At 66.6% G+C, this 23,564-nt stretch carries 21 protein-coding genes and 3 pseudogenes; 13 read left to right on the forward strand and 11 right to left on the reverse strand.

Going from position 1 to position 23,564, the window contains the following annotated elements; all coding sequences use genetic code 11:
- Both QM693_RS06690 and QM693_RS06695 read left to right on the forward strand, forming a co-directional pair.
- Complete coding sequence (locus QM693_RS06690; RefSeq protein WP_283351820.1) at window positions 1-1,140, forward strand: M24 family metallopeptidase; 1,140 nt, start codon at window positions 1-3, stop codon at window positions 1,138-1,140.
- A 118-nt stretch (window positions 1,141-1,258) separates the two neighbouring features.
- Complete coding sequence (locus tag QM693_RS06695; RefSeq protein WP_105416207.1) at window positions 1,259-2,017, forward strand: polyprenol monophosphomannose synthase; 759 nt, start codon at window positions 1,259-1,261, stop codon at window positions 2,015-2,017.
- Here the strand turns inward: QM693_RS06695 and QM693_RS06700 are convergent.
- Window positions 1,977-2,390, reverse strand: a complete 414-nt coding sequence (locus QM693_RS06700) for a TIGR03618 family F420-dependent PPOX class oxidoreductase (protein WP_283351821.1) — start codon at window positions 2,388-2,390, stop codon at window positions 1,977-1,979. The two genes, QM693_RS06695 and QM693_RS06700, sit on opposite strands and share 41 nt — an antisense overlap.
- Window positions 2,391-2,420: 30 nt before the next feature.
- Between QM693_RS06700 and dprE2 the strand changes: the two genes are divergently transcribed.
- The 4 genes from dprE2 to QM693_RS06720 are packed head-to-tail and all read left to right on the forward strand — an operon-like array spanning window position 2,421 to window position 5,921.
- A complete protein-coding gene (gene dprE2, locus QM693_RS06705; protein WP_283335132.1) occupies window positions 2,421-3,197 on the forward strand; it encodes a decaprenylphospho-beta-D-erythro-pentofuranosid-2-ulose 2-reductase in 777 nt (258 codons plus the stop codon).
- Window positions 3,194-4,429, forward strand: a complete 1,236-nt coding sequence (gene cbiE, locus QM693_RS06710) for a precorrin-6y C5,15-methyltransferase (decarboxylating) subunit CbiE (protein ID WP_283351822.1) — start codon at window positions 3,194-3,196, stop codon at window positions 4,427-4,429. Before dprE2 ends, cbiE begins: the two co-directional genes overlap by 4 nt.
- On the forward strand, window positions 4,426-5,175 hold the full coding sequence (gene cobM, locus QM693_RS06715) for a precorrin-4 C(11)-methyltransferase (RefSeq protein ID WP_283335130.1): 750 nt from the start codon (window positions 4,426-4,428) through the stop codon (window positions 5,173-5,175). Before cbiE ends, cobM begins: the two co-directional genes overlap by 4 nt.
- Window positions 5,176-5,177: 2 nt before the next feature.
- Window positions 5,178-5,921, forward strand: a complete 744-nt coding sequence (locus QM693_RS06720) for a cobalt-precorrin-6A reductase (protein ID WP_283351823.1) — start codon at window positions 5,178-5,180, stop codon at window positions 5,919-5,921.
- A gap of 20 nt (window positions 5,922-5,941) precedes the next feature.
- On the opposite strand, the gene QM693_RS06725 is transcribed toward QM693_RS06720, so the two are convergent.
- Window positions 5,942-6,379 carry a cupin domain-containing protein gene (locus QM693_RS06725; RefSeq protein WP_005256250.1) on the reverse strand — a complete coding sequence of 146 codons (438 nt, stop codon included), beginning with the start codon at window positions 6,377-6,379 and terminating at the stop codon, window positions 5,942-5,944.
- 240 nt (window positions 6,380-6,619) lie between these two features.
- Between QM693_RS06725 and QM693_RS06730 the strand changes: the two genes are divergently transcribed.
- The gene (locus tag QM693_RS06730) at window positions 6,620-7,360 is read left to right on the forward strand and encodes a lipoate--protein ligase family protein (protein WP_283351824.1); all 741 of its coding nucleotides are present in this window, start codon (window positions 6,620-6,622) and stop codon (window positions 7,358-7,360) included.
- A 202-nt stretch (window positions 7,361-7,562) separates the two neighbouring features.
- Here the strand turns inward: QM693_RS06730 and QM693_RS06735 are convergent.
- The 5 genes and pseudogenes from QM693_RS06735 to QM693_RS06750 form a co-directional block, all read right to left on the reverse strand.
- Window positions 7,563-7,811: pseudogene (locus tag QM693_RS06735) on the reverse strand (FAD-dependent oxidoreductase); the annotation flags it as partial.
- A complete protein-coding gene (locus tag QM693_RS06740) occupies window positions 7,700-8,545 on the reverse strand; it encodes an SDR family NAD(P)-dependent oxidoreductase (protein WP_283351825.1) in 846 nt (281 codons plus the stop codon). The pseudogene QM693_RS06735 and the gene QM693_RS06740, both read right to left, overlap by 112 nt.
- 7 nt (window positions 8,546-8,552) lie before the next feature.
- Entirely contained in the window at window positions 8,553-8,954 is a 402-nt protein-coding gene (locus QM693_RS37765; protein WP_502942619.1) for a 2Fe-2S iron-sulfur cluster-binding protein, read from the reverse strand.
- Window positions 8,854-9,588 carry a hypothetical protein gene (locus QM693_RS06745; RefSeq protein WP_283351826.1) on the reverse strand — a complete coding sequence of 245 codons (735 nt, stop codon included), beginning with the start codon at window positions 9,586-9,588 and terminating at the stop codon, window positions 8,854-8,856. The genes QM693_RS37765 and QM693_RS06745 overlap by 101 nt, the downstream gene beginning before the upstream one ends.
- A gap of 460 nt (window positions 9,589-10,048) precedes the next feature.
- Complete coding sequence (locus tag QM693_RS06750; RefSeq protein WP_283351827.1) at window positions 10,049-12,058, reverse strand: fatty acid desaturase; 2,010 nt, start codon at window positions 12,056-12,058, stop codon at window positions 10,049-10,051.
- A gap of 197 nt (window positions 12,059-12,255) precedes the next feature.
- Here QM693_RS06750 and QM693_RS06755 point away from each other — a divergent pair, with 197 nt between their 5' ends.
- The gene (locus QM693_RS06755) at window positions 12,256-12,495 is read left to right on the forward strand and encodes a hypothetical protein (RefSeq protein WP_411194629.1); all 240 of its coding nucleotides are present in this window, start codon (window positions 12,256-12,258) and stop codon (window positions 12,493-12,495) included.
- A gap of 128 nt (window positions 12,496-12,623) precedes the next feature.
- Here QM693_RS06755 and QM693_RS06760 read toward each other — a convergent pair.
- Window positions 12,624-12,933 (reverse strand): annotated as a pseudogene (locus QM693_RS06760) (IS481 family transposase); the annotation flags it as partial.
- Window positions 12,934-13,045: 112 nt separating this feature from the next.
- Here QM693_RS06760 and QM693_RS06765 point away from each other — a divergent pair.
- The 3 genes from QM693_RS06765 to QM693_RS06775 all read left to right on the forward strand — a co-directional run bounded on the left by QM693_RS06765 (window position 13,046) and on the right by QM693_RS06775 (window position 16,505).
- Window positions 13,046-14,296 (forward strand): PucR family transcriptional regulator, encoded by a 1,251-nt coding sequence (locus QM693_RS06765; protein ID WP_283351828.1) that lies wholly within the window; start codon window positions 13,046-13,048, stop codon window positions 14,294-14,296.
- A 460-nt stretch (window positions 14,297-14,756) separates the two neighbouring features.
- Complete coding sequence (locus tag QM693_RS06770) at window positions 14,757-15,539, forward strand: DUF3109 family protein (RefSeq protein ID WP_283352165.1); 783 nt, start codon at window positions 14,757-14,759, stop codon at window positions 15,537-15,539.
- A gap of 672 nt (window positions 15,540-16,211) precedes the next feature.
- A complete protein-coding gene (locus tag QM693_RS06775; protein ID WP_283351829.1) occupies window positions 16,212-16,505 on the forward strand; it encodes a hypothetical protein in 294 nt (97 codons plus the stop codon).
- Window positions 16,506-16,683: 178 nt separating this feature from the next.
- On the opposite strand, the pseudogene QM693_RS06780 reads toward QM693_RS06775, so the two are convergent.
- Window positions 16,684-16,997: pseudogene (locus tag QM693_RS06780) on the reverse strand (phospholipase D-like domain-containing protein); the annotation flags it as partial.
- A 209-nt stretch (window positions 16,998-17,206) separates the two neighbouring features.
- On the opposite strand from QM693_RS06780, the gene QM693_RS06785 reads away from it, so the two are divergent.
- Window positions 17,207-17,500 (forward strand): hypothetical protein, encoded by a 294-nt coding sequence (locus tag QM693_RS06785; RefSeq protein ID WP_105422014.1) that lies wholly within the window; start codon window positions 17,207-17,209, stop codon window positions 17,498-17,500.
- Window positions 17,501-17,852: 352 nt separating this feature from the next.
- Window positions 17,853-18,194, forward strand: coding sequence for a hypothetical protein (locus QM693_RS06790; protein ID WP_283335122.1), 342 nt, complete (start codon window positions 17,853-17,855; stop codon window positions 18,192-18,194).
- Window positions 18,195-18,587: 393 nt separating this feature from the next.
- Here the strand turns inward: QM693_RS06790 and QM693_RS06795 are convergent, their stop codons facing one another.
- Both QM693_RS06795 and QM693_RS06800 read right to left on the reverse strand, forming a co-directional pair.
- Entirely contained in the window at window positions 18,588-19,913 is a 1,326-nt protein-coding gene (locus QM693_RS06795) for a hypothetical protein (protein ID WP_283351830.1), read from the reverse strand.
- A gap of 126 nt (window positions 19,914-20,039) precedes the next feature.
- The gene (locus QM693_RS06800; protein ID WP_491930723.1) at window positions 20,040-23,549 is read right to left on the reverse strand and encodes an indolepyruvate ferredoxin oxidoreductase family protein; all 3,510 of its coding nucleotides are present in this window, start codon (window positions 23,547-23,549) and stop codon (window positions 20,040-20,042) included.
- Between the last annotated feature and the right edge of the window lie 15 nt (window positions 23,550-23,564).

Consider the following 23,564-nt stretch of genomic DNA (forward strand, 5'->3'; position numbering starts at 1 on the left):
ATGAGTTCCCTCGGCGCATCGACTTCACGCTTCCCGACCACCATCTATGCCGACCGGATCGCTCGCGCAGGCGCACTGGCCCGCGACGCCGGACTCGACGGCCTCCTCATCACCCCCGGACCCGACCTGCGGTATCTGCTGGGTTCGCGCGCGGAGTCGTTCGAACGGCTCACCTGCCTGGTGATTCCCGCGAACGGCGACACCGCGTCCGTGGTCGTGCCGCGGCTCGAACTGGCGTCGCTCACCGAGTCGGCCGCGTCCGAACTCGGGTTGACGATCCGCGACTGGGTCGACGGGGTCGACCCGTACGCGTTGGTGTCGGGACTGCTGCCGTCTCCTGCCCGGACCGCGGTCACCGATGCGATGCCTGCGCTGCACCTGATTCCGCTGTCGGAGGCGCTCGGCGCGCTGCCGGTCCTGGCCACCGGGGTGCTGCGGGAGCTGCGGATGGTCAAGGACGACGCGGAGATCGGCGCGTTGCGCCGGGCCGGTCAGGCCATCGACCGGGTCCACGCCCGCATGGGGGAGTTCCTGAAGGTCGGCCGCACCGAGGCCGAGGTGGCGGCCGACATCACCGCCGCGATCCTGGCGGAGGGGCACACCGAGGCGGCGTTCGTCATCGTCGGCTCGGGACCGCACGGCGCCGACCCGCACCACGAGGTGTCCGAGCGGGTCGTCGAATCGGGTGACGTCGTGGTCATCGACATCGGCGGACCCGTCGAACCCGGCTACAACTCCGACTCCACCCGCACGTACAGCATGGGTGAGCCCGATCCGGGTGTGGCCGCCAAGTTCGCGGTGCTCGAGGAGGCGCAGGCGGCGGCCGTCGACCTGGTGCGCCCCGGCGTCACCGCGGAAGCGGTCGACGCGGCCGCCCGCGACCTGCTGGCCGCGCAGGGGCTGGCGGAGGTGTTCGTGCACCGGACCGGGCACGGAATCGGGTTGTCGGTGCACGAGGAGCCGTACATCGTGTCGGGTAACGCGATCGAACTGGCCGAGGGGATGGCGTTCAGCGTAGAGCCCGGCATCTACTTCCGCGGGGAGTGGGGTGCACGGATCGAGGACATCGTCATCGTGACCGCCGACGGCTGTGAGCCGGTCAACACCCGGCCGCACGGGCTGACGGTTCTCCCCGGCTGAGCGCCGGGAGCGTGCGGGGGCGGTGCGGCGCGGGTAGTAACATCTTCCATTTGTTCACGACCGCACTCGCCGCTGCACGTCTGCGGAGAGTCGGGATCACAGATCACGCGAAGGTGTCATGGAAAGCGTCGCCCCGAAGGTAACCGTCGTCGTACCGACCTACAACGAACGCGACAACCTGCCCAAGATCGTCGAGCTTCTCGCGGCGTCGGAAATTCCGAACCTGCATGTGCTGGTCGTCGACGACAACTCGCCGGACGGCACCGGTGAGGTCGCCGACACCCTGGCGCAGAGCGGTCCGATCCCGGTCGGAGTCCTGCACCGGACCGTGAAGGACGGCCTCGGGCGGGCCTACGTCGCCGGGATGAGCAGGGCTCTGGACGAGGGCGCGGACATCGTGATCCAGATGGACGCCGACCTGTCGCACCCCACCGAGGCCATTCCGCGGATGGTGGAGACGCTGGCGACGACGGACGCGGCCGTCGTGCTCGGCTCCCGCTACGTGGCGGGCGGCGCGGTCGCCAGCGACTGGCCCTGGCATCGCAAGGCGCTGTCGGCGTGGGCGAATTTCTACGTCAACGCGATCCTGCGGCTGCGCGTCAAGGACGCCACCGCCGGGTTCAAGGCGTGGCACGCGGACACGCTGCGGGCCATCGACGTCGACGGTGTGCAGAGCAACGGGTACGCGTTCCAGGTGGAGATGAACTACCGCACGGTGCAGCGCGGCATGACCATCGCGGAGGTCCCGATCCGGTTCGAGGAGCGCACCGACGGCGTGTCCAAGATGAGCCTCGCCGTGCAGATCGAGTCCGCGCTGGTCCCGTGGAAGCTGCGATTCAGCGGTGACGCAGCGCAGCCGAGCCGAGTACGCGGCTGACGGCGATCTCCACGACCACGCGGGTCGGGTTCACCCGGGGCTGGCGGTACCTGGCGGCGTAGCGGGCGACGGCGTCGGCGACGGACTCGGGGTCGGTCAGGACCCGGGCGGGACCCTCGAGGGTCATCCAGCGCGGTCCGTCCACCTGGCTCACCGCGCCGTATCCTCCGCGTTCGGCGTTGAGGGCCTTCTGCGAGGAGCCGTTGGTGATGACCCGCGCCAGCCCGTGCTCCTGATCCCAGGTGAAGCCGACGGCGACGACGTGCGGGGTGCCGTTCTTGCGGAGCGTGGTGAGCGTCCCGAGGTGGTATTCGCCGAGGAAGGTGAGTGCCGCGTCGGTCAGGCGGATCGGGGTGGAGGGGGTGCGGTCCATGCTCCGACGGTAATCCAGGACACTGGACTGGTGAGCCTGGGATCGAAGAAGAACAGCGGCAAGCCCGGCGACGACGGGGTGGTACTCCTCCTCGGTGGTCGCAGCGAGATCGGCCTCGAGATCGCGTCCCGGCTCGCGCCCGGCCGCACGATCGTCCTCGCCGCCCGCCGCAGCACCGAACTCGCCGCCGAACGGCAGGCGCTGCTGGCCGCGGGCGCGTCCGTGGTCGACTGCGTGGAATTCGATGCCGACGACTTGGACAGCCACGAGAAGCTGCTGCGGTCCGTGGTGGACGCGCACGGACCGCTGTCGGTGGCGGTGCTGGCGTTCGGCATTCTCGGCGATCAGGCGCGCGCTGAGCGGGACGCGCGGCACGCCGTCGCCGTGGTCCACACCGACTACGTCGCGCAGGTCGCTGTGCTCACGCATCTCGCCAGCCTGCTCCGGGAACAGCGGTCGGGGCGGATCGTGGTGTTCTCGTCCGTCGCGGGTGTGCGTGTGCGCCGGGCCAACTACGTGTACGGGTCGGCGAAGGCGGGCCTGGACGGATTTGCCTCCGGTCTCGGTGACGCCCTCCACGGTAGCGGTGTCTCCCTCCTGCTCGTCCGGTCCGGTTTCGTGATCGGCCGGATGACCGAGGGGATGTCGCCCGCGCCGATGTCGAGCACACCGGCACAGGTCGCGGACGCGGTCGTGCGGGGTCTGCACCGCGGTGCGAGCCGAGTGTGGGTGCCGGGACGGTTGCGCCCGGTGTTCTTCGTCATGCGGTTGCTGCCGCAGGCGATCTGGCGCCGGATGCCGCGATGACCGATCCGATCGTCGTCGTCGGTATCGGTGCCGACGGGTGGGACGGTCTGTCGCCGTCCGCGCGCCGCGCGATCGACGGCGCCGACGTGGTGATGGGCTCGGGGCGTCAACTCGCCCTGCTTCCCGAGTCGCCGGCACTGCGGGTGGCCTGGCCGTCGCCGCTCGTCCCCGCGCTACCGGGCCTGTTCGAACAGCACCACGGCCGGCGGGTGTGCGTCCTGGCCAGCGGAGACCCGATGTTCCACGGTATCGGCGTCACCCTCGTCGACCTGCTCGGCGCGGAGCGGGTTCGGGTGATCTCGCACCCGTCCTCGGCCACCCTGGCGTGCGCGCGGCTGGGCTGGGCCGCGCACGAGACGCCCGTGGTCAGTCTCGTGAACCGGCCCGTGGGCGCGCTCCTGCCTGCACTCGGCGATCACACGCGACTGCTCGTGCTGAGCCGCGACGAGCACACCCCCGCTGCCGTGGCCGAGCTCCTGACGAAACACGGGTTCGGACCGTCGCGGCTCATGGTGCTCGGCGAACTGGGCGGACCCGACGAGTCGAGGCTCGACGGAACGGCGTCGGCCTGGCCGCACGAACCGGGGGCCCGGCTGAACGTGATCGCGATCGACTGCCGGGCCGACTCCGGCACCCTCCGGATGACCCGGATGCCCGGACTGCCCGACGTCGCGTTCACGGGCGACGGGCAGATGACCAAACACGAGATCCGCGCCCTGACGCTGTGCGCCCTCGCCCCGGCGGCGGGGGAGTTGCTGTGGGATGTGGGAGGCGGGTCCGGCACGGTCGCGATCGAATGGATGCGTACCCACCCCCGCTGCCGGGCCGTGACTTTCGAGCGCAGCGCGGCACGCGTCGACCAGATCGAGTCGAACGCGGCCGCGCTCGGGGTGCCGTCCCTCGCCGTGTTCGGTGACGCACCCGCAGCGTTCGAGGACGTACCACCCGCGCTGTCCACACCGGACGCGATCTTCGTCGGCGGTGGCGTCACGCAGGACGGCCTGCTCGACGAGTGCTGGTCGCGGCTCCGGGCCGGCGGCCGGATGGTGGTCAACGCGGTGACGGCGGAATCGGAAGCGCTTCTGCTGCAGTGGTTCTCGAAATGCGGCGGGCAGCTCCGCAAGTTCCAGGTGTATCGCGGTGAGCCACTCGGCGGGTTCACCGCGTGGCGGCCGCAACTGCCGGTGGCGCAGTGGTCGGTGACGAAGCAGTCGAAAGGTGATGCGGCATGACGGTGTACTTCATCGGGGCAGGTCCCGGCGCGGCCGACCTGGTCACGGTCCGCGCGCAGCGGATCATCGCGGCGAGCCCCGTCTGCCTGTATGCGGGCAGCCTCGTCCCGCAGGAACTCCTTGCGGAATGCCCCGAGGGTGCGCGGGTGATCGACACGGCGCGGCTGAGTCTCGACGAGATCGTCGCCCTGCTGATCGAGGCGGACACGGCCGGTCAGGACGTCGCGCGCCTGCATTCGGGTGACCCGTCGATCTTCAGTGCCGTCGCCGAGCAGGTGCGCCGGCTCGAAGCCGCCGGCGTCGCGTACACCGTGGTGCCCGGAGTGCCCGCGTTCACCGCGGCGGCGGCGTCGCTGGGGCGGGAGCTGACCGTTCCCGGTGTCTCGCAGTCGATCGTGCTGACCCGCGTGTCCACGTTGTCCACCGCGATGCCGGAGGGCGAGGACCTGCGTTCCCTCGGCCGCAGCGGTGCCACGATGGTGGTGCACCTGGGTGCGCACCGGATCGATCAGATCGTCGAAGAGCTCACCGAGAACTACGGCCGCGACTGTCCCGCCGCCGTTGTCGCGTTCGCCTCGCGTCCCGACGAGATCGTGCTCCGCGGCACCCTGGCCACGATCGCCGATCAGGTGAAGGCGGCGGGCGTCACGAAGACCGCTGTGGTAATCGTCGGGAAAGTGCTTGCGGCCGAGGGATTTCCGGACAGTTACCTGTATTCCGCCACGCGCGAGCGCACCACCCACTGAGCGTGGCGCGGATCCTGATCCTCGGCGGCACCGGGGAGGCCCGAGCGCTTGCCGCCGCACTCGCGGACGTTCCGGGTGTCGACACCGTGTCCTCCCTCGCCGGCCGGGTCCGTGATCCGCGCCTGCCCGTCGGTGACGTGCGGATCGGCGGATTCGGGGGAGCGGACGGACTCGACGAGTGGCTGCGCGCGCATCCCGTCGCCGCGATCGTGGACGCCACGCACCCGTTCGCGGCGAAGATCACGAGCAACGCCGCCGAGGCCGCGCACCGTCGCGGGATACCGCACGTCGTCCTCCGGCGCCCCGAATGGTCTCCGAATCCCGGCGAACGCTGGCACCGCGCCGCCGACCTCGCCGACGCGGCCACACTGCTGCCCGACCTGGGAACGAGAGTCTTCCTCACCATCGGCAGGCAGGGTGTCGACGCGTTCGCCGGCCTGCACGCACTGTGGTTTCTCATCCGCGCGATCGATCCCCCCGATGTGGCGACGCCGCCGGAGTCGACGCTGCTCCTCGCCCGCGGGCCGTTCGCGGTGACCGACGAGATCGCGCTGATGCGCGAGCACCGCATCGACGTCCTGGTCACCAAGAACAGCGGCGGCGGTCAGACCGACGCGAAACTCGACGCCGCCCGCGCACTGAGCGTTCCGGTACTGATGATCAGCCGTCCACCGTTGCCGTCGGGAACGACAACGGTGGACGACGTCGCGGGAGCGGTCGAGTGGATCGACTCGGTCACCCGATGAGGAGGCGGGCGCGGTGACCGTCAGCAGGCCGGCGCCGGCGCGTCCTCGGACAGGGGCTTGCCCTCCGGTTCCGTGTAGAACGCGAGCAGCACCAGCGGTTCGGTTCCCAGATTCGAGCCCTCGTGGACGTGATCGCTTCCGTGGTCCTCGGTGATCGCCTGACCGGCTGTCGTCACCGCTTTCGTGCAGTCCTGCAGAGTGCGGGACAGCACACCGGATTCGACGAACGCGTACACCGGACCGTCGTGGTAATGCCATCCCGTCGTGCCGCCGGGGGCGATCTCGATGCGCCGCAGCGTGAGATCGGTGCCCGCCGAGCTTCCGGCGACCGCCGGAACCGTCGTCTCGAACAGAACCTGCGCGGTCACCCCCGAGGACGGCGTGGCCTGGGCGGGGGAAGCGGACAGCACCGCGGCTACGGCACAGGACAAGACGACCACACTCGATCTGAGGAGCATCGTGACGACCTCTCGGCGCGCTGGCCCTGCACACTGCGCGCAGGCATCCAGGGGGAGTGCCTTTCGGCGTGTCCAGGGTAGGGCTCCGGAGGGAGCGGCCGCGGGGATATCCGCGAACCCGATCCCGGTCGCCTACCTCAGGGTGCTCTCGTCGTCGCCCTCGGCGACACTGTAAAGGCGTGCCGGTCGCGGCGATGATGTCGTGGCCGTGGGGTTGCGGAGCGGACCGACGGGACGAGCATGACGATCGAGCAGTTGCTGACCACTCACTTTCCGGACGATCCCGTGTTGGACGCGGCGCTTGCCACGGCGCTTCTGCGTCGCACCGCGCGGGAGCCGAATGCCCCTGCGCTGATCCGCATCTACAGTCCCGCGCGGACGCTGTCGTTCGGGCGGCTGGACGCTGTTCGACCGCAGTTTCCGGCCGCCGCCGCGGCGGCGCGGCGACATGGATTCACCCCCGTCGTCCGAGGGGCAGGCGGTCGGGCGGCGGCCTACCACGAGCAGACCCTCGTCGTGGAGATGTTCTCCCGCGACACGGAGGGCATGGTCGGGGCCCGGCCCCGCTTCCAGCGCATCACCCCGCGGCTCGTCGACGTGCTGAGGAAGCTGGGTGTCGACGCTCGCATCGGACCGGTGCCCGGTGAGTATTGCCCTGGTGATTGGACGGTGAACGGCGCGGGCCGCGTCAAGCTCGCAGGAACCGCGCAGCGAATAGTCGCCGGGGCGTGGCTGTTCGGCTTCGAACTGGTGGTGTCCGATTCCGACCCGGTGCGGGCGGTGCTCACCGATGTCAACGCCGCGCTCGAGCTGGAGTTCGACCCCGGTACGGCGGCGTCCCTGACCGACATGAATCCGGCCGTCACCCTCGACCAGGTCCAGGCCGCGGTCCTCGCCGAGGTCGGCGTGGTCCGCGAACTGACCGCAGACCACGACGTACGCGAGGAGGCCGCGACCCTGCGCGACGCACATGTGGCGTGAGGGTCACCGCGCCGGGCGTTGACCCGTTGTCCTAATACGTTGCCGGACAGTGAAATTCACACGTCCGGCGGGGCGCGCGCGAGCATTCTGTTCCAGAGAACGCAGGCATCGGTACAAACTGTTGGGCCGCCGTTCTGCCGGGTTCCAGCGTTGTCGCAAAGCCGAGACCCAGCATCGCGAAGTTCACCGCGCTCACGATCAACTGGGGACCTTCGTGGTCCGCGAATTGTCGGCCGGCTTCGAGTACCGCTACACGGTAACCCCTCTCCACGAGAGGGAGAGCGGCTACGCTGCCGCCGAAACCTGAACCGATGATCACGACATCGAAGTCGAACGTGCTCAACCGGCACCCGCGACGGTCCGGGGGTGCTTGGTTCCGGTATGCCAAGCTAACCAATGAAATGGGCGTGGGATCGCACGCGCGATAGGGTGCAGGGCAGCCCACCTCCATGGTGCATGGACATCGTCCGCATCGCGGCGTAGTGCCGAGACGACGACGTCGGCGACTTGCTCGGGAGTCATAGTGCCGAGGAGCTTCTCAATCCTCGGAATCCGATCTTCAGCACCGGGGTTGCGGTCGAAGTAGGGGGTGTCGACCTTCGCAGGCGTTACCGAAGAAACACGAATGCCAGTGCCGCGCAGATCTTGTCGAAGAGACTCGGTGAACCCGCGGACGGCATAACGAGCTGACGCATAACCGACTGCCCCGGGCCAGGGAACCGTGGCAGCTGGAGTATTTATCTGCAGGATGTTACCGGAGCCCCGGGCTATCATCGGTGTCACGAATGCACGGCTGACAAAGAATGCGGCAAAGTATGGCGCAGCCATCATCTGGACTGCGTCCTCCGGATCGGTTTCGTCGAGGAACAGGAACCGGCCGGCACCAGCATTGTTGACGATGATGTCCGGAACACCGATATCCCCGAGCACCTGGTCGGCCAAGTCTTTGACCTCCGAGTACGACGTAAGGTCAGCGGGAAAATCGTGCGCTTGGCCGCCTCGAGATCGGATCAACTCGGCCGTTTTTGTCAGTGGCCCGGGTGTTCGGGCGACGAGGATCACTTCTGCGCCGGCAGCGGCGAGGGCCGCGGCGGTAGCAGCACCGATACCTGATGACGCTCCCGTCACTACAGCTAGTTTCCCGGTCAATTTCATTGTGATGGTTCGTTTCTGATTGAGGGTCAATGGATGATCAGCTGTCGTAGCTGATGGAGATCGCGGAACTGGTTGGGCGAGATTGGCAGGTAAGAACTGACCCGCGTGCAACGTCATCCTCGCCGAGTGCATAGTTCTGCTCCATGTGAACTGGCCCGCGTGGGAGGATCGCCTTGCAGGTCGAGCAGGCGTCGCCGCTGCAGGAGTGCGGGGCGCCCGAGTTGTCAGGTCCATTGCTGCTGCTTCGTTTTCCGGTGAGACCGGTCGGGCCAGCCCCATACCTCGCTCGGGCTGTTCCGGAAGGGTCATTTCCACTCCGGGGAGGGGCCAGGTGGGCTTTAGAGCAGGGTGACTGTGTCGGAGGTCTTGATTGGTGCTCCTTCTGGACCGGCGGTATGGGTCGAGATCCAGATTGGGTGGTGGCGTTGTTCGCTGGGATTCCATTGCTTCTTCCAGTGACCTCGCACTGTCCAACGATGCGAGTAAGTACGTGTTGGTGTCTCGTCTTGGGTGGCCCGCACTGAGGACCGGGACCGGGAGGACGAGTACGTGACCTGTGAGGGCTTCCTGCACCGCCGGGTGGTCGCAGACTTCGTGGCAGTCACTGTTGTGGACTCGGTCTGGGTCGTTCGCTGCCGGAGTATGTGAGTGAAGGAGACGAAGACCTCGAGAATCTGCGCGGATGTCCATCCGCGGTAGTTTGTGAGGGCTTGCTGCGGGACATCCGAATCCCCGGCGCGGGTGAAGTCGTCGATCGAGTGCAGGCTCGGTGGAGTGTCGCTTTCGGGCGGGCTGAGTTCGGCTTCCGCGGTCGGGATCGGCAGGTAGTCGTGGTTGCCGAATCGGTATGCCGAACCTGCGCGGAGCTCACCTTCGTCGCCGAGGAATTCTTCTACTCCGGCTGCCGATACGAGCTGGACCGAGAGATGCGTGTCATACAGGATATTCCAGAGAAGGACGAGTCCGCCTTCGGGTCGGGCGAGATACGCCACTCCGGAAGGTGACGGCAGGTCATCGGGTGTCACGCTCACTTCGGCAGAAGCCTTGCTACCGGCGCGGATGAGCGCTGTCATTTCCTCGGAGGCGTAGTACGCGTGCCGGTCGGCAGTAGCCCCGCTCGTGCACCGATACGCGCTGTACATTCCAACCGGATCCACCGGCGGTCACTCCCGCGCTCTCGCGCGGACCCCGCGTTGTGCTACCCATTCCGCATCACTGTCGAGTCGCGCGAGTCGCACTATGAGTGGGCGGACGATCAAGTGCGGCATGGGGATAAATGAATTGACGTCCTGCCTGCGAACCTTAGGCATGCGAGTTGTTCCTTTGGTGTTGCTTGGTGGGGATCGGGACGAGCCGAATCGGGTTGGCCAGATCGAAATCGGTGCGTTCGGATCTGGCGCAGCCGACCAAGCGCTTACCGAGGCAGCCGCCAGAATCTTTCAACACCGCCCACTGGCGACCTGGCGATCGCCGATGCCGATCGAGGCGCCGGCGACGCGTGCGACCTTTGGCGGTGTTCGCGCATGTGTGGGCTCAGCTGTCGTAGTCGACTGCGACCGTTGGGGTGGTGGGATGGGACTGACAGGTCAGTATGAAGCCGGCCTCGGTTTCGGCGGTCTGAAGTGCAAAATTTTGCTCCATCGAGACTGCCCCTGTGGTGACTCGGGCTTTGCAAGTGCCGCACGCGCCGCCAAGGCAGGCATAGGGGGCGTCGATGTCGTTTTTCAGCGCGGATTCGAGGACCGTCTCACCGGGGGCGAGTTGCACGATGTGATTCGCGCCGGACAGTGTGATGGTCACTTCGGAGGCGGGAAAGGCCTCGACGTGGGTGGGTCGCTTCGTGCCGCGGAACAGTTCGAGGTGGATCCGCTCGGTCGGCACTTTTTCGGTTGCGAGGTCATCGCGGATTGTGGTGGTGAGTTCGCTCGGGCCGCACAGGTACCACCGGTCGATCGACGTGAGGTCGGTGGCGAGCAGGCGTTGAACCATCGCCAGGTCGATACGGCCGCGAAGCGATGCGGGGTGGTGCGCCTCGGCTGAGCGGACATGGAAGATGCTCAGCCGGTCGGCATATCGGGATTCGAGCTCATCAAGTTCGGCGGCGAACATGGTCGACTCTGCGGTTCTGTTGCCGTAGAAGAGGGTGAATCGGCTCTCGGTCTCGATCTCCATCGTGGTGCGCACGATCGACAGGATGGGTGTGATGCCGCTCCCGGCGGCTACCACGACATGGTGGTGCCGAGCGAGTGGATCGAGGGGTGCGCCGAAGCTACCCGTAGGCGTCATCAGCTCCAGGAGGTCACCGGCTCGCAGCGTTTCGACCGCGAACGTTGAGAACATTCCGCCGGTGATGTGGCGTACTCCGATCGCGAGTTCTCCCGATGTCGCCGAGGTGCAGATCGAGTAGTTTCGTCGCACCTCCTTCCCGCCGACGCGGTGTTGAACGGTCAGGTGTTGGCCGGCCTGGAAGGCGAACTGGTCGCTGAGGTGATCGGGAACGTCGAAAGTGACTTTGACGCTGTCTGGGGTCAGGCGCTCGACGCTTTTGACAGGGATCGGGTGGGTGCTGGCATGGCGTGCCGCGGAGGAACGCGGCATTCGGACGGGGAGCAGTGCGGCGAGGGCGCCGTTGAGGCGTTTCCACTCCTGGTACTGGGTGGCGTCGAGATGTTGGCCAAAGACGGTGCTTATTGCCGGGTCGCGCTCGAGGTAGGCGGCTTCATTGCGTCGCCACGCCGCGACGTAGCGGTAGAAGGGGATGGAGGGGTGTAAGTGGTGGACCAGGTGATAGTTCTGCGACAAGAGCAGGGGAGTCAGGATCCACTCCGAGCCGACCCGGTTGCGGGTCGCGCGATAGCGGTTCTCGCGTTGTGTGTCGTCGAGGTCGTGGTGGGGTAGCCAGTCGAACCACCACGCGAGCGCGAACATCGCCACCCGTTCGGGAATCAGGTAGATCAGCGCGAGCGTCCACAGATGTCCCGCGAAGGCGGCCGACGCGATGACCGTCACCGACAGGGTCATCAAAGCCGCCGTTTCCAGGACCTCGGCGCGCGGGCGGCGACGCAGGTTGCGCACCAAGAAACTGATGTAGGGCAGGTCCATAGCCGGAAACCGGATGGGCAGCTGCCACCAGGGTGAGGCGCTGACGAAGTGATCGGGATCGGACTCACCGTCATTGGTGTTGCGGTGGTGCTCGATATGGATGAACGCGAAAGACCTGAATGAGATCAGAGGCGAGACGAAGAACATTGCCAACCGACCGAAGGCGACGTTGACCCAGCGATGTGAGCTGATCGAGTAATGCGAGGCGTCGTGCAGCACGGTGAACAGGACGAAGATTGCTGCGGAGCTCGCGGCGATGGTGGCGATCGCAGGCAACGTGTCGGTGAGCGCGGCCCAGGTCGAGAGGCCGAAGAGCGTAAGCGCAAATGTGCCGATACCGACAATCGGCCAGGACAGCGCAGGAACCTGCTCGCCCGGATCAGGCAAGGCGTGCTGCGAGGCCGCTACTGGGGGTTGGGGTGCTCGAGTCGTAGTCGGCATCGGACTCCTCCTTCGCGCTTCGGGATGAGATGCCAACCTACTAACGGCCGGTGTCGGTCGACAAGGCCTTCCCAGCCCTCTCCGGTGTGCTGTCAGCACATTCTGCGTGCTCGGTGTCCGTTTAGTAATGCTCTGACCCGCGCAACGCTGAGGCCCCCAGCACATTGCAGACGATCAGCGCTGCGTGTAGTTCGGCGATGTTGATCGTTGCCGGCCGGCTCCAACGCCTCCATATCGGCGCTGTAGCGCCGACCAAACCGCTACAGCTGACCGGTCCTGCAACGGGTGCGTCGCGCCAAGGAGCGCAGTCACGACAGGAGCGGGGTCGTCGTCAGGACGAGGTCGCCGATGCGCTTGCCGCCTCGGGTGCCCTGGACGAGGTGCTCGCCAAGATCGATGTCGGCGAAGTGTTGCCCGGTGATTCGGGCGATCGCTGATGAAAGTCGCTCTCGAACGCGGTCTGAACGCGGAGATCATCTCCTACTCGGCGAGCTGCCGACGCAGCCGGGTCAGCTCGTCACGCTCAGCGGCCGTCAGCGGTTCCTTGCCGTCTCGCTGCGCGGCATCGAGCGCGGTAGCAGGAGCCGTTGTCGGTGACGATCCGATTGATGTTGGCCGACGGAAGTGTGCAGCGAAGAACACCCGGGCTCGATGCATGAATCCGATTGCCGTCAAGGCTTTCTCATCGGTCAGGGCCTCGGTGTATGCGAGCGGAAGAACCCGTCGACGGCGGAGTGCAGGTACCCGTAGCCGGCGCGGGCTCCGGCAGCCTCGGCGCGTTCGACGGCCTTCGCCTGGTCAGAGCGTTTGCCGTGGGCATGCCAGCCACCGCCTTCCGGTATCCGCCCGACCTTCGTCACATCCACGTGCACCATAAGCGCGTGGGTGGTACTTCTCGTCCTGCCGTCGGAGTCCTGTCCCCTTCGCTCAACCCATGCCCCGCCCGGCGTCTACAACGTCATGACTCGCAACAACTAGTGTGCAGATATGGAGGCGCTGGAGCCGGCTCACGCTGCGGAGGCTGGAAGGGGTATCGCTGCGTATTTGCTGGCGAATGTGTCCAGCCTGGCTGACGACATGCTGCGGTACTTAGTCGAACGGATACCGGAGGTCGGTGGGGATGCTGAGCTTCGCGGTCTGACTTTGGGATCGTGCTCGTCGAATCTTGAGGCGGTACTTTCGATGGTTCGTCATGGGATCGATGCAGCGGCTGCGGAGGCGCCGGTAACGGCGCTCGAACACGCGCGGGCAATGGCATCACGAGGGCACAGCGTCGATGTGATGCTGCGGTTCTATCGGTTGGGCCACGAGTACTTCACCGAGAAGCTTTCCGAATCGCTGACTGACTGGATCGAGGACCCCGCGGTCGCGTTGAGGACGTTTGTCGATCTCGAGCGTTTCGGATTTCGATACATCGACCGCATCTCCAGTCTGGTGGCTGCCGAGTACGTCGCTGAGCTCGACCGACGCCAGACCCAGGCACGAGCCGAGCGCGACGACGTCGTGCGGGCACTGCTCGCTGGGGAGCGCGTCGACATCGCTCGCGCTGAACGTGTGCTCAGCCACCGGCTCACCGGTCGGCAGATCGGTTTCGTGTGCTGGGTCGACGACCGCGGCGTCGACCTCGAGGGATTCGCTCGGCGGGTTGGTCGGTTTCTCGGGGCGGGTCACTCACTCGTTGTGGCGGACGGCCCACTCGCGGTGTGGGGGTGGGCCTCGATCACGGGGGACGTGAGGACTTCGCTCACGGGCATGGCGAATGAGTTTCCCGGCGAACGCGACAACGTTCACATCGCGGTGGGCTCACCCCATCCGGGGGCGGCCGGCTTCCGCACCTCCCATCTCGAGGCCTTACGCGCACGCCGAATCATCGAACTGTCCGGGCGCGCGGCGCCATCGATCACCCAGTTCAGCGATGTTGCGTTGGTGGACGCCATCTCGCGCGACCTGGATGCGGCGCGGGCCTTCGTCGCCGCTCAGCTCGGCGCTCTCGCACGGGACGACGCGAAAGAGCGCGGCGAGCGCGCCGCGCTCTTGGCTGTGCTCGACGCGCAAGGGAGCCTGGCGACCGCAGCGAGCACCTTGGGAATCCACCGGAACACGGTCCTGCACAGGGTGCGTCGTGCCGAAGAGCGCAGGGGCCGGCCGGCAACGATCAACATCGCCGAACTGCACGCCGCCCTACTCGTCTGCGACGTGCTGGGGGCCTCAGTGTTGCCCGATTCATCTCGTCACTGACCGGAGCCAACGCGCGCTGGATGAGCTGACAGCACACCGGAGAGGGCTGGAAGGCCTTGTTGGCCGACACCGCCCGTTAGTAGGTTGGCATCTCATCCAGAAAGCACGGCCGAGGAGTCCGACCCGCGACTGCCTGTGCCACACCCTGGCTCCGATGACCATCGGCCTACCCTGGGTCGGGCGAGGACACACTGGGGGAGTTGCGCTTCCACATGGGGTAGTCGCGCCCCGCGGGCTCTTGGAACGGTCGTCGCGGGCTGACCGGGTGCCGGGCGTCTTGGGCCATGCCGCTCACCGTCGCTTCCGATGTGCGGCGCCGGGACTGGGGTTGATCGTCGGCATATCACCGCTGTGGTGCGTTATTTGCTCTCGGACGGGGACCGGATCAGTCCTTGGTTGTTATGGGGGTCGGCTACCGTGGGGGTTTGTGGCAGCAGGTATTCCGGTGCCGTCGGACAAGTTGACACCGAGCCCCGAGGTTGGGCTCGACTTCGCTCGGGAGTGGGTGGAGTTCCTCGATCCCGACGACGCCGAGCATCTCATCGCCGCGGACATGACGTGGCTTCTCTCGCACTGGACCTGCGTGTTCGGCACCCCGGCCTGCCAGGGCATCATCGCGGGCCGACCCGACGACGGCTGTTGCTCGCACGGCGCGTTCTTCTCGGACGAGGAGGATGTCGAGAGGTTGCACGAGTCGGTGAAGCTGCTCAGACCCGAGGACTGGCAGTTCAGGAGGCAGGGTCTCGGGAAGAAGGGGTACATCGAGGAGGACGAGCTCGACGACGAGCCGGCGCTGCGGACCCGCCGCTACAAGGGTGCATGCATCTTCCTCAACCGTCCCGGCTTCGAGGGTGGCATCGGGTGCGCGCTGCACTCGATGGCACTCGAGCGCGGCATCGAGCCGCTCGAGGTGAAGCCGGACGTGTGCTGGCAGCTGCCGATCCGGCGCACTCAGGAATGGGTGGAGCGACCCGACGGCGAGCAGGTCCTGAAGACGACGATCAGCGAGTACGACCGGCGCGGGTGGGGTGAGGGCGGCGCGGATCTGGACTGGTACTGCTCCGGCTCGCCGGACGCGCACGTCGGCGCTAAACCGGTGTGGCAGTCGTATGCGCCGGAGCTGACCGAGTTGCTCGGCAAGGCCGCGTACGCCGAGTTGGCGAAGCTTTGCAAGCGCAGGGCGGGCCTCGGGTTGGTTGCCGTGCACCCGGCGACCGCGGTCGCCGGGAAGAATTCCCAGTAACGGAGCGTCGCTCCCCAAAACGTCGACCCCGGCGGCAGCGTGGTTGCCAAGTAGGCTCTCCGATCGCGACTGGTGTCGAGTGTTCGGGGCAGGGACCTCCGGGATCCGCCGCGAAGGGTATCGGGCCGTCGTCGGCCAATCCCGACTGATGTTGAGTGTGCCTCCCGGGGTGCGCGTTTCGGCCCAACCGCCAGGCTGTCGGGGCGTCCGGTACTACCTCCTAGAGCGTCCGGTCGCTCGGGCAGCAGACACGTTCCACAGGCTGGGGGCTCACCGGTGGTGGCCAGACGTGCCTGCTACGTGGAAACGCACGACTTCCCACGGGCCTATATTCGGCAGCAGCACACGATGACTCGATGACGTGCTGCACTACCGAGCAGCGGCTTGCCGCCGAGGCTGGCAGCCGACACGTCGGAATGTGGCTCGCGAAATAAATTAGGTACTTGCTCGAGCCCGTTCAATCAGAAACCGTCGGAATTAGATTACTTGTCCATTTGAATTGGTCGGTTGTTCAAGTTTCGACTTCGAGAAGATTGTCGTATTGGTGAAACTTCTCGGGTGTTGATGCGATATGCGAAGTAGGCGGTGGATCCGATCGTGGCTTCCCTGGTGGGGTCGGCGTCACCGTTCCCTATCCGAGTCGGGACTTTTTCAGAATCGAAGGTGAGCACGATGAACAAGATCGCGTTGCGCACAGCTGTTGCCTCAGCCGTCATCGCCCCCGTGATGCTCGTGGGGGCCGGCACCGCAACGGCGGCACCTACTGTCACCGCGGGCGGTACAGGCGAGATCAGCATTGCGGTACCGCCGGGGGAGAGCTGGAATTGCTTTGCACTTGACTCGAATTTCGGATTCAAAGCCGGCGTCGGAAGGATCGGCGGTTTTGCGTCGGGGTCCAATGTGACCGTCTTCTGCTTCGGCAGTGTGGCCCCGTTCTTCTTCACCGGGAGCGTCAAGGTGACGTAACCACTTCGTCCTGCCGAATCCGCATTCCATCTGTGAGCGACGGGTCTGCCTGGCGCCCGGCTTTCGATCTGCCGGCCGCGCCCGGAACATGTCGTGTATAAGCAGCGACCTCGGATGCCGCCGTTTCGACCCGACCGCACTCGGGGTCAGGGCCGGACCCCGTCCGCCTGGCGCTCGGGAGGGCGGAGCCGTGGGAGGCGTTGGCGGAGCCGATGACTGCCCGCCGGTCGGTGGCGATGACATTGGCGTGCAGGTTCGGCGAAGACAGCACCCGAACCCCGGCGTCCGCGTAGTACGCGAGCACAATAGGGGAGGTCAGGGCGCCCGTACGGCTGCGCGGGAGGCGTTGACGACGAGGACGTCCCCGGCGCGCAGCGGCAGGGTGGGCGCGTCCTGGCCGAGGTGGGCGATCGCGGCATGCCGGGGCCCGCGCGTACGGATCGCGCGGGTGATGTGCGGCCACGGACTCGGACCGTGGAAGGCGGTCCCCATACCCGGACACGGTAGCGGGGTGTGAATGCCCGGCTCGGTATATCCGGATTCAATATCGACCGGTCAGCTTCTACATCGTGTTGGGGTGGGGTGTTTCCCTCCCTGGGGTGGGCGAACGGACCCCTGGGGTTGCTTCAGTTCGGGCGCTGGAATGGGCAGAGTTGTACCTGTCACCGACGCACTTCCCCGACATCCTCAGGAGCGAATGAATGATCAACGCCCGCCGAACCGTTGCCGCTATCGCCTTCACTGCCTTTTCGGTCCTGGGTGCCGTCGGGGCGGCGTCCGTCGCTCAGGCCGAGCCGATCGGTCCGAACGGTCCCACCGGTGGGCCGTGTCCGATCGTGAACACGGACTCGCAGGGCAACGAGACGGTGACGTACGGCAAGCCCGGTGATCGCAATGGTGCCCTGGTGTGCGGTGCGGACGGCGAATGGACGGTCGGCAAGACCAAGGCCAACCCGGGGCAGATCCAGATTCAGCCCGGACTCTCTCGCGGCTAACCGTCGGCAGCCTCTGCTGTCCCCTCTGAGCCAAGTGCCCCGCATCGATGTCGATGCGGGGCACTCTCGTCGGGAGGGACGTGTCGTCAGTCCTGGTAGAAGCGGTTTTGTGGGCTCATCCTCGTCTACGAATCCAGTAGATACCGTCGGCGCCCGGCAGGTACGAATGCGGTACGTAGCAGGGAAACTCGCCGTGTACTACGCGCCGGAAACCACGTGGGGATCGTCCGGAGTGAGCTGCTACCGACCCACACACAATGTCGACTCGCTCTAGGGAACCGGGAAGGATCCGAACCCAGGGTTGACCGGTACTTGAGGCCATCGGTCGCTCGCGGGCGGCAGGACGTGGGCGTTGACATCGGCGGTCGCGACGACTGTTCCGCTGCCGGTGCCCACTGTCGCCGGGGTATATCGGCACCTCTCGTCCGGCGCGATGGGGCGACTGAAGTCGACGGGCCGCTCGGCTCGGAGCACGGTGGTGCCGGTGGCGCCGGTGGTCAGGTTTCGCCAGTTCACCGATACGTCGATACAGTCGAGCGTGGTGATCGCGATTGTGTTCGAGGGCTCTGCCGCCAAAGTCACCATGCCGGGTGCACCGGTTGTTGCGGACGGAGTCACGGTTGCCAGCAGGTACGGTACCCAGCATCTGAATCCCACTGTGCTACAAGCAGAAACGAACGTCACCGGGGCCTGAAACATCGTTGTCGTCGCCGGGACCGGCGGCGGGTTCGCGGTCGCCGCAGCGGACGAGCCGAGCGGTGCAGCGAGGATGGCCACGGACGCCGCAGTCCAGGCGAAGGACGAACGAGGAAGCGAAACCCACCGCATGGTGTGCCCTCCAATGTGGGACCTGTCGCGACCCCTGTTGCAGTGTTAGCGTACTCGCTGAGCGCCCACCAGCTAGTCAACTCGAGTTCGGTGAAATTGCGGGGCGTTGGATTCGTATGCCCTGTTCACCGGCTCAATTCTCCAGCTGGCTTGTCCGCCGGCATCCGTCTTCCGACGCGTCAGGGAACGAAACCGACGGTCGTGGTCAGCCGGTCGCATTGGCTGCCACGGTGTGTGCGAATCCCGTTCCGACGGGTTATCAGCTCAGGTCGAGTTCGGTTGCGGTGGCGAGGTATTCGATCTGTTCCAACGTGATCGGGACGGTGGAACCCTTGATGGGGGTGGTGCTGATGATGATCTGTTGGGTGGAGGGACGGGTGATCGAGAAGTAGGCGCTGCCGTGCGCGGGGTAGAACCCGCGGGTGAGGGTGGACCCTTCTTTTGACACAGTCGTGATGCGGTTCGGGTCGATCTCGTTCAGGTACTCGTCCTGGCGCGAGGACGCGGGTTGACCGCTGACGACGACGATGTCGAGGCGCCCGGCGGCCCCGGTGGCCGATGTCACGGTGAGCACCTCGCAGACGTTGTCTTTTCCGGCGTCGGTCAAGCGGAGTGATCCGATCGGCCGATCCAGGGTGAGGTCGTTGTTGCCGGGCATGCTCGCCCACCGGGCTTCGAGTGCCTGGTCGAGCCGGGTCACCTTGTCCCGGGTCAGCTCCGGGCCGTTCCAATCGGTGAAGGCCCCGCAGGACGGCATCAGTGGCACGGCCGGGATGACGGGTGCCGTGACCGCCAGGGAGGGGGTGGTGGCGATCGCGGTCAGCTCGTCGAGGGTCAACGGGATCTGTCCGCTGTGGCGGCTGCCTGCCCTCGGGTCGGTGTTGTCGGCGTCGTTGGCCGTGGCCACGATCCGGGTGCCGTCGGGAAGGTACGCGTCGACAGTGCGTTCGAGTGTGCGGACGCCGTTGATCTCGTACCAGGTGTCCAGCGTGTCGAGCACCGTGCCGTCCGGGCGGGTGTCGCGTCGATCCAGCGCTCCTGTCACGCACGGCAGGACGGGACGGTTCCAGGCCTGGACATCGACGGTCAAGGTTCCGACGTGTCCGTCTCGGACCAGCGAGCCGCGGGCGTTTGTCGACCCGTTGAACAGGTCTGCATCCTCCTCCTGTGGGAAGTTGGCGGGGTCGACATCGGTGATCGGCTCGAACTGTAGGGACTGGCGTGGGCTGGCGAAGACCAGCTCCACCGAGTCCGGGAGTGCATCGACGGTGGCCTGTGTCATCGCCGCGGCCTTAGCCCCCGAGAACCATGGATATTTCGGGTTGTCGTACTCGCCGGGCCCGACGGTGGCGAAGTTGACGCGTTTAGGGTCCGAGGGCGGTTCGACTACATCGCACCCCGGTATCCGCGCCGGGTACGGCGCGGGTTCGAAAGCGTAGGTGTACGCGCCGTCGGTGGTGTGCTCATTGGGCCCCGGGTCGTTCAGCAGGCCGGCCACCACGGTTCCGGCGGCGATGGTCGAGAGGATGACGACAACGTCGAACCATCTGCTGTCGCGCCATCTGCGAGCACCGTCCTTGACCACTTTGCCCCCTCGGCGAGTCAGTGTTCACCGTAACTCAGGATTCGGCCGAGACGGCTGCCCACAAGCTGCGCCGTGTTCGCCTGCCTGCTCGGCGGGGACCGTCGTCGCGGTCGCGGCACGTGAGGCTCAGCTGGCGAGCTCGGCGGCGGCGGACTGGTGTGGGTATTCGGCGAGCTGCCCTGTCAGGGTGTCGTGATAGCTGTGGACGTTGCCGACCTTGATCTGCTCGTAGCCGCGGATCATGTCGGGCAGGGCGGCGATCTCGACGGCGGCAGGCAGTGATGCTGCGGTCAGGTCGACGAGGAGCCGCTCGATGATCTGGCGGTATTCGACGATGAGTTCGCGTTCCATCTTGCGGATGTGGTGGTAGCCGAAGACGTCCAGTTTGGTGCCGCGGACTCGCCGCAGCCGGTGCAAGGTCTTGAAGCCGGGATTGACCCAGGAGCCGAGGGAGAGCTTGTTCTTCATGCCCATCGCGCGCAGCATCGGCGGGTGCAGGCGCACCGACCGTTTCGCGCTGCGGCCGAAGGCATCGGTGACCGCGGCGTCGAAGGCGGGGTCGAGGGCAAGGCGCGCGACCTCGTACTCGTCCTTGTAGGCCATCAATTTGTGCAGGTGCTGGGCCACGGTTTCGGTCAGCGCGGTGGATCCGCCGATCAGCGTGGTCTCCTGCGCGCGCACGTGTTCGACGAAGGTGGCGTACTGCTGCGCGTAGGACGCGTCCTGGTAGTCGATCAGGTCCGCGGTCCGCAGGGACACGAGTCGCGCCAGCTCGGAGTCATCGGCAGCAGCGACGGTGGCCGCAATCTGGAGTGCTCGAGGTGACGGCGCCGGCGGGGTGTAGACGGCGCGCCGGGTGCTCTCGATGGCGGCGGTCAGGGCGGCCGGGTCGGCAACGGCCTGGCGGCCACGGCGAAAGGCCTGCACGTTGGTGTGGACTGCGGCACCGTTGAGGGTGATCGCCCGCTCGATGGCGTCGGCGGAGATCGGGAGGACACCGGTCTGGTAGGCCGCACCGACGAGGAGCATGTTGGTGTACTGCTCGTCGTCGAACAGATCCCGCGACAGGCCGGCCGGGTCGAGGTAGACGGACCGGTGGGTGGCGCTGTCGATGGCGGTGCGGATCGTGCTCAACTCGGGGAAGTGCACCGTGGTGTCGACCACCATCTGCCCGGTGGGGATCTCGGTGGTGGAGACGACTGCGATGGTGCTGTCGGGGTTGGCGACCTTCAGATTGGTCGGGTCGGTTCCGACGAGGGAGTCGCAGGCCAGGTACAGATCGCACCGGCCCTGACCGATCTTCGATCCTGTTTCGAAGGCGCGGTCGCTGAGCTTGAGGTCGGAGATGACGGCGCCGCCCTTCTGCGCGAGACCGGTCTGGTCGAGGCTGCGCACGAACTTGCCGTCGAGCACTGCGGCAGTAGCGAGGATCTGCGAGACGGTGACGACGCCGGTGCCGCCGACACCGAGAAGCCGCATTCCGAATTCGGACCCGACCGGCGCAAGTGCCGGCTCCGGAACCAGGCCGGGTGCGATGTCAGGTACGGGGGTGCGCTGCTCGGCGGGACCGGGAGTGACCGTCACGAACGAGGGGCAATCACCTTTCAGGCACGAGTAGTCGAGGTTGCAGGAGGATTGGTGGATGGCGGTCTTGCGGCCGAACTCGGTGTCGACGGGGTGCACGGACAAGCAGTTCGACTTCTCGCCGCAGTCTCCGCATCCTTCACAGATGCGTTCGTTGATCATCACCCGCGTGGTGGGGGTGTCGATTGTGCCGCGCTTACGTTTACGGCGTTTCTCTGCTGCGCATTCCTGGTCGTGGATGAGCACCGTGACACCGGAGACGGCGGCGAGGTCCTGCTGCACCTGCACCATGTCGTCGCGGTCGCTGATCTCGACCCCGCGGGGCAGCTTCAGGGCTTTGACCCGGTTACGGTCCTCGGTGGTGACGACGATCTTGTGGACGCCCTCGGCCAGGAGAAGTCGGGTGAGACGGTCGAGTGGCATGGCGCCGACCGGGTCCTGGCCGCCGGTCATGGCGACGGTGGCGTTGTAGAGCAGCTTGTAGGTGATGTTCTCACCGGAGGCGACGGCGGCGCGCAGCGCCAGACTGCCCGAGTGCATGAAGGTGCCGTCGCCGACGTTCTGGACCAGGTGGTTTTCTTCCAGGAAGGGGGCCATCCCGATCCATTGAGCGCCTTCGCCGCCCATCTGGGTCAAGCCGATGACATCGCCGACCTGTTTGTCGTCCATCAGCAACACCATGGCGTGGCAGCCGATGCCGCCGCCGACGAGGCTGTCCGGGGCCACCTTCGTCGACGAGTTGTGCGGGCACCCAGAGCAGAAATACGGTGTCCGGGTCAGCAGCGGCAGCGTGATCCGTGAGGTCTTGGCCCGCTCGCGCCAGCGCTGGACCGGTTCGATGTCGTACTCGTCGCCGAGGCGGCGGGCCAGAGCACCGGCAATCAGATCGGCGTCGAGTTCGCCGAAGGCATTGACCAGGGGCTTGCCGTGGGGATCGGTCTTGCCGAACACCCTGGGGGCGTTCGCCCGTGGGTAGAGGATGTCGCGGACCGCGGTCTCGATGAAGGCGCGCTTTTCCTCGACGACGATGATTTCGTCGAGGCCGTCGGCGAAGGTGTGCACGATCTGCGGGTCGACCGGGTAGATCATGCCGAGCTTGAGGATCCGGATGCCGAAGCGGCGCAGGTCGGTGTCGTCGAGTCCGAGTACGGTGAGGGCTTCGCGCAGGTCGAGGTAGGTCTTGCCGGAGGTGACGATGCCGATGCGGTCGTCGGGTCCGGCGGCGGCAATGCGGTTGAGGTGGTTGATGCGCGCGTAGTCCAGGGCGCGCGGGAGGCGGTCGTAGAGCTGGCTGCGCTCGAGGGTCAGCAGGTTGGGGCCGGCGAGCTTCGCGCTGGGTACGTAGGTGCTCGGTCCCAGGTCTCCGAAGCTGGGGTCGATTCGGTCGGGGTGCACCACCGCGGTGCCGGCGCCGTCGGCGACGGCGGTGACGAACTTGAGCCCCGACCAGAGTCCGGTGAACCGGGACAGGAACGGTGCGTGCAGTCCGTAGTCCAGTACCTCCTGCGGGTCGGCCGGGTAGAGGGTGGGCATCAACAGATCGGCCATGGCGATTTCGGAGGCGCAGGCCAGGCTCGACGATTTACCACCCGGGTCGTCACCGACCAGGGCGACGGCGCCGCCTCGGGGGTCGGTGCCGATGAGGTTGGCGTGCCGGATGGCGTCCGAGGCGCGGTCGAGGCCGGGCGATTTTCCGTACCAGTAGCCGGTGACTCCGTCCGGCCGCATCCGTCCGACCTGGGGCACCATCTGGGTGCCCAGGACGGAGGTGGCTGCCAGTTCCTCGTTGACCCCCGGGCGGTGCACGATGTCGAACCCGTCGAGGAGTTTGCGCTTGCGCCCGATTTCGAGGTCGTAACCGGCCAGCGGCGAGCCCTCGTAGCCGGAGACGAACGAGGCGGTGCGGTGCCCGCGGCGGCGATCGAGGATCGCCCGGTCACGCAAGGTGCGGACAAGTGCCTGGATGCCGGTCAGGTAGATCGTGCCCTCGTCGAGAACGTAGCGGTCGTCGAGCGAGAAGGTGGCGGCGGGGCTGTGCAGGGTGGAGGACAAGGTGGTTTCCTTCGA

It is taken from the genome of Rhodococcus sp. IEGM 1305, assembly GCF_030058635.1.
GTDB lineage: Bacteria > Actinomycetota > Actinomycetes > Mycobacteriales > Mycobacteriaceae > Rhodococcus_F > Rhodococcus_F opacus_D.

Excerpts from the sequence above, each read along its gene's own strand:
- QM693_RS06690 (WP_283351820.1), top strand. The coding sequence starts at position 1 with ATGAGTTCCCTCGGCGCATCGACTTCACGCTTCCCGACCACCATCTAT.
- QM693_RS06695 (WP_105416207.1), top strand. The coding sequence starts at position 1,259 with ATGGAAAGCGTCGCCCCGAAGGTAACCGTCGTCGTACCGACCTACAAC.
- QM693_RS06700 (WP_283351821.1), bottom strand. The coding sequence starts at position 2,390 with ATGGACCGCACCCCCTCCACCCCGATCCGCCTGACCGACGCGGCACTC.
- cbiE (WP_283351822.1), top strand. The coding sequence starts at position 3,194 with ATGACCGATCCGATCGTCGTCGTCGGTATCGGTGCCGACGGGTGGGAC.
- cobM (WP_283335130.1), top strand. The coding sequence starts at position 4,426 with ATGACGGTGTACTTCATCGGGGCAGGTCCCGGCGCGGCCGACCTGGTC.
- QM693_RS06725 (WP_005256250.1), bottom strand. The coding sequence starts at position 6,379 with ATGCTCCTCAGATCGAGTGTGGTCGTCTTGTCCTGTGCCGTAGCCGCG.
- QM693_RS06730 (WP_283351824.1), top strand. The coding sequence starts at position 6,620 with ATGACGATCGAGCAGTTGCTGACCACTCACTTTCCGGACGATCCCGTG.
- QM693_RS06745 (WP_283351826.1), bottom strand. The coding sequence starts at position 9,588 with ATGACAGCGCTCATCCGCGCCGGTAGCAAGGCTTCTGCCGAAGTGAGC.
- QM693_RS06750 (WP_283351827.1), bottom strand. The coding sequence starts at position 12,058 with ATGCCGACTACGACTCGAGCACCCCAACCCCCAGTAGCGGCCTCGCAG.
- QM693_RS06755 (WP_411194629.1), top strand. The coding sequence starts at position 12,256 with ATGTTGATCGTTGCCGGCCGGCTCCAACGCCTCCATATCGGCGCTGTA.
- QM693_RS06765 (WP_283351828.1), top strand. The coding sequence starts at position 13,046 with ATGGAGGCGCTGGAGCCGGCTCACGCTGCGGAGGCTGGAAGGGGTATC.
- QM693_RS06775 (WP_283351829.1), top strand. The coding sequence starts at position 16,212 with ATGAACAAGATCGCGTTGCGCACAGCTGTTGCCTCAGCCGTCATCGCC.
- QM693_RS06785 (WP_105422014.1), top strand. The coding sequence starts at position 17,207 with ATGATCAACGCCCGCCGAACCGTTGCCGCTATCGCCTTCACTGCCTTT.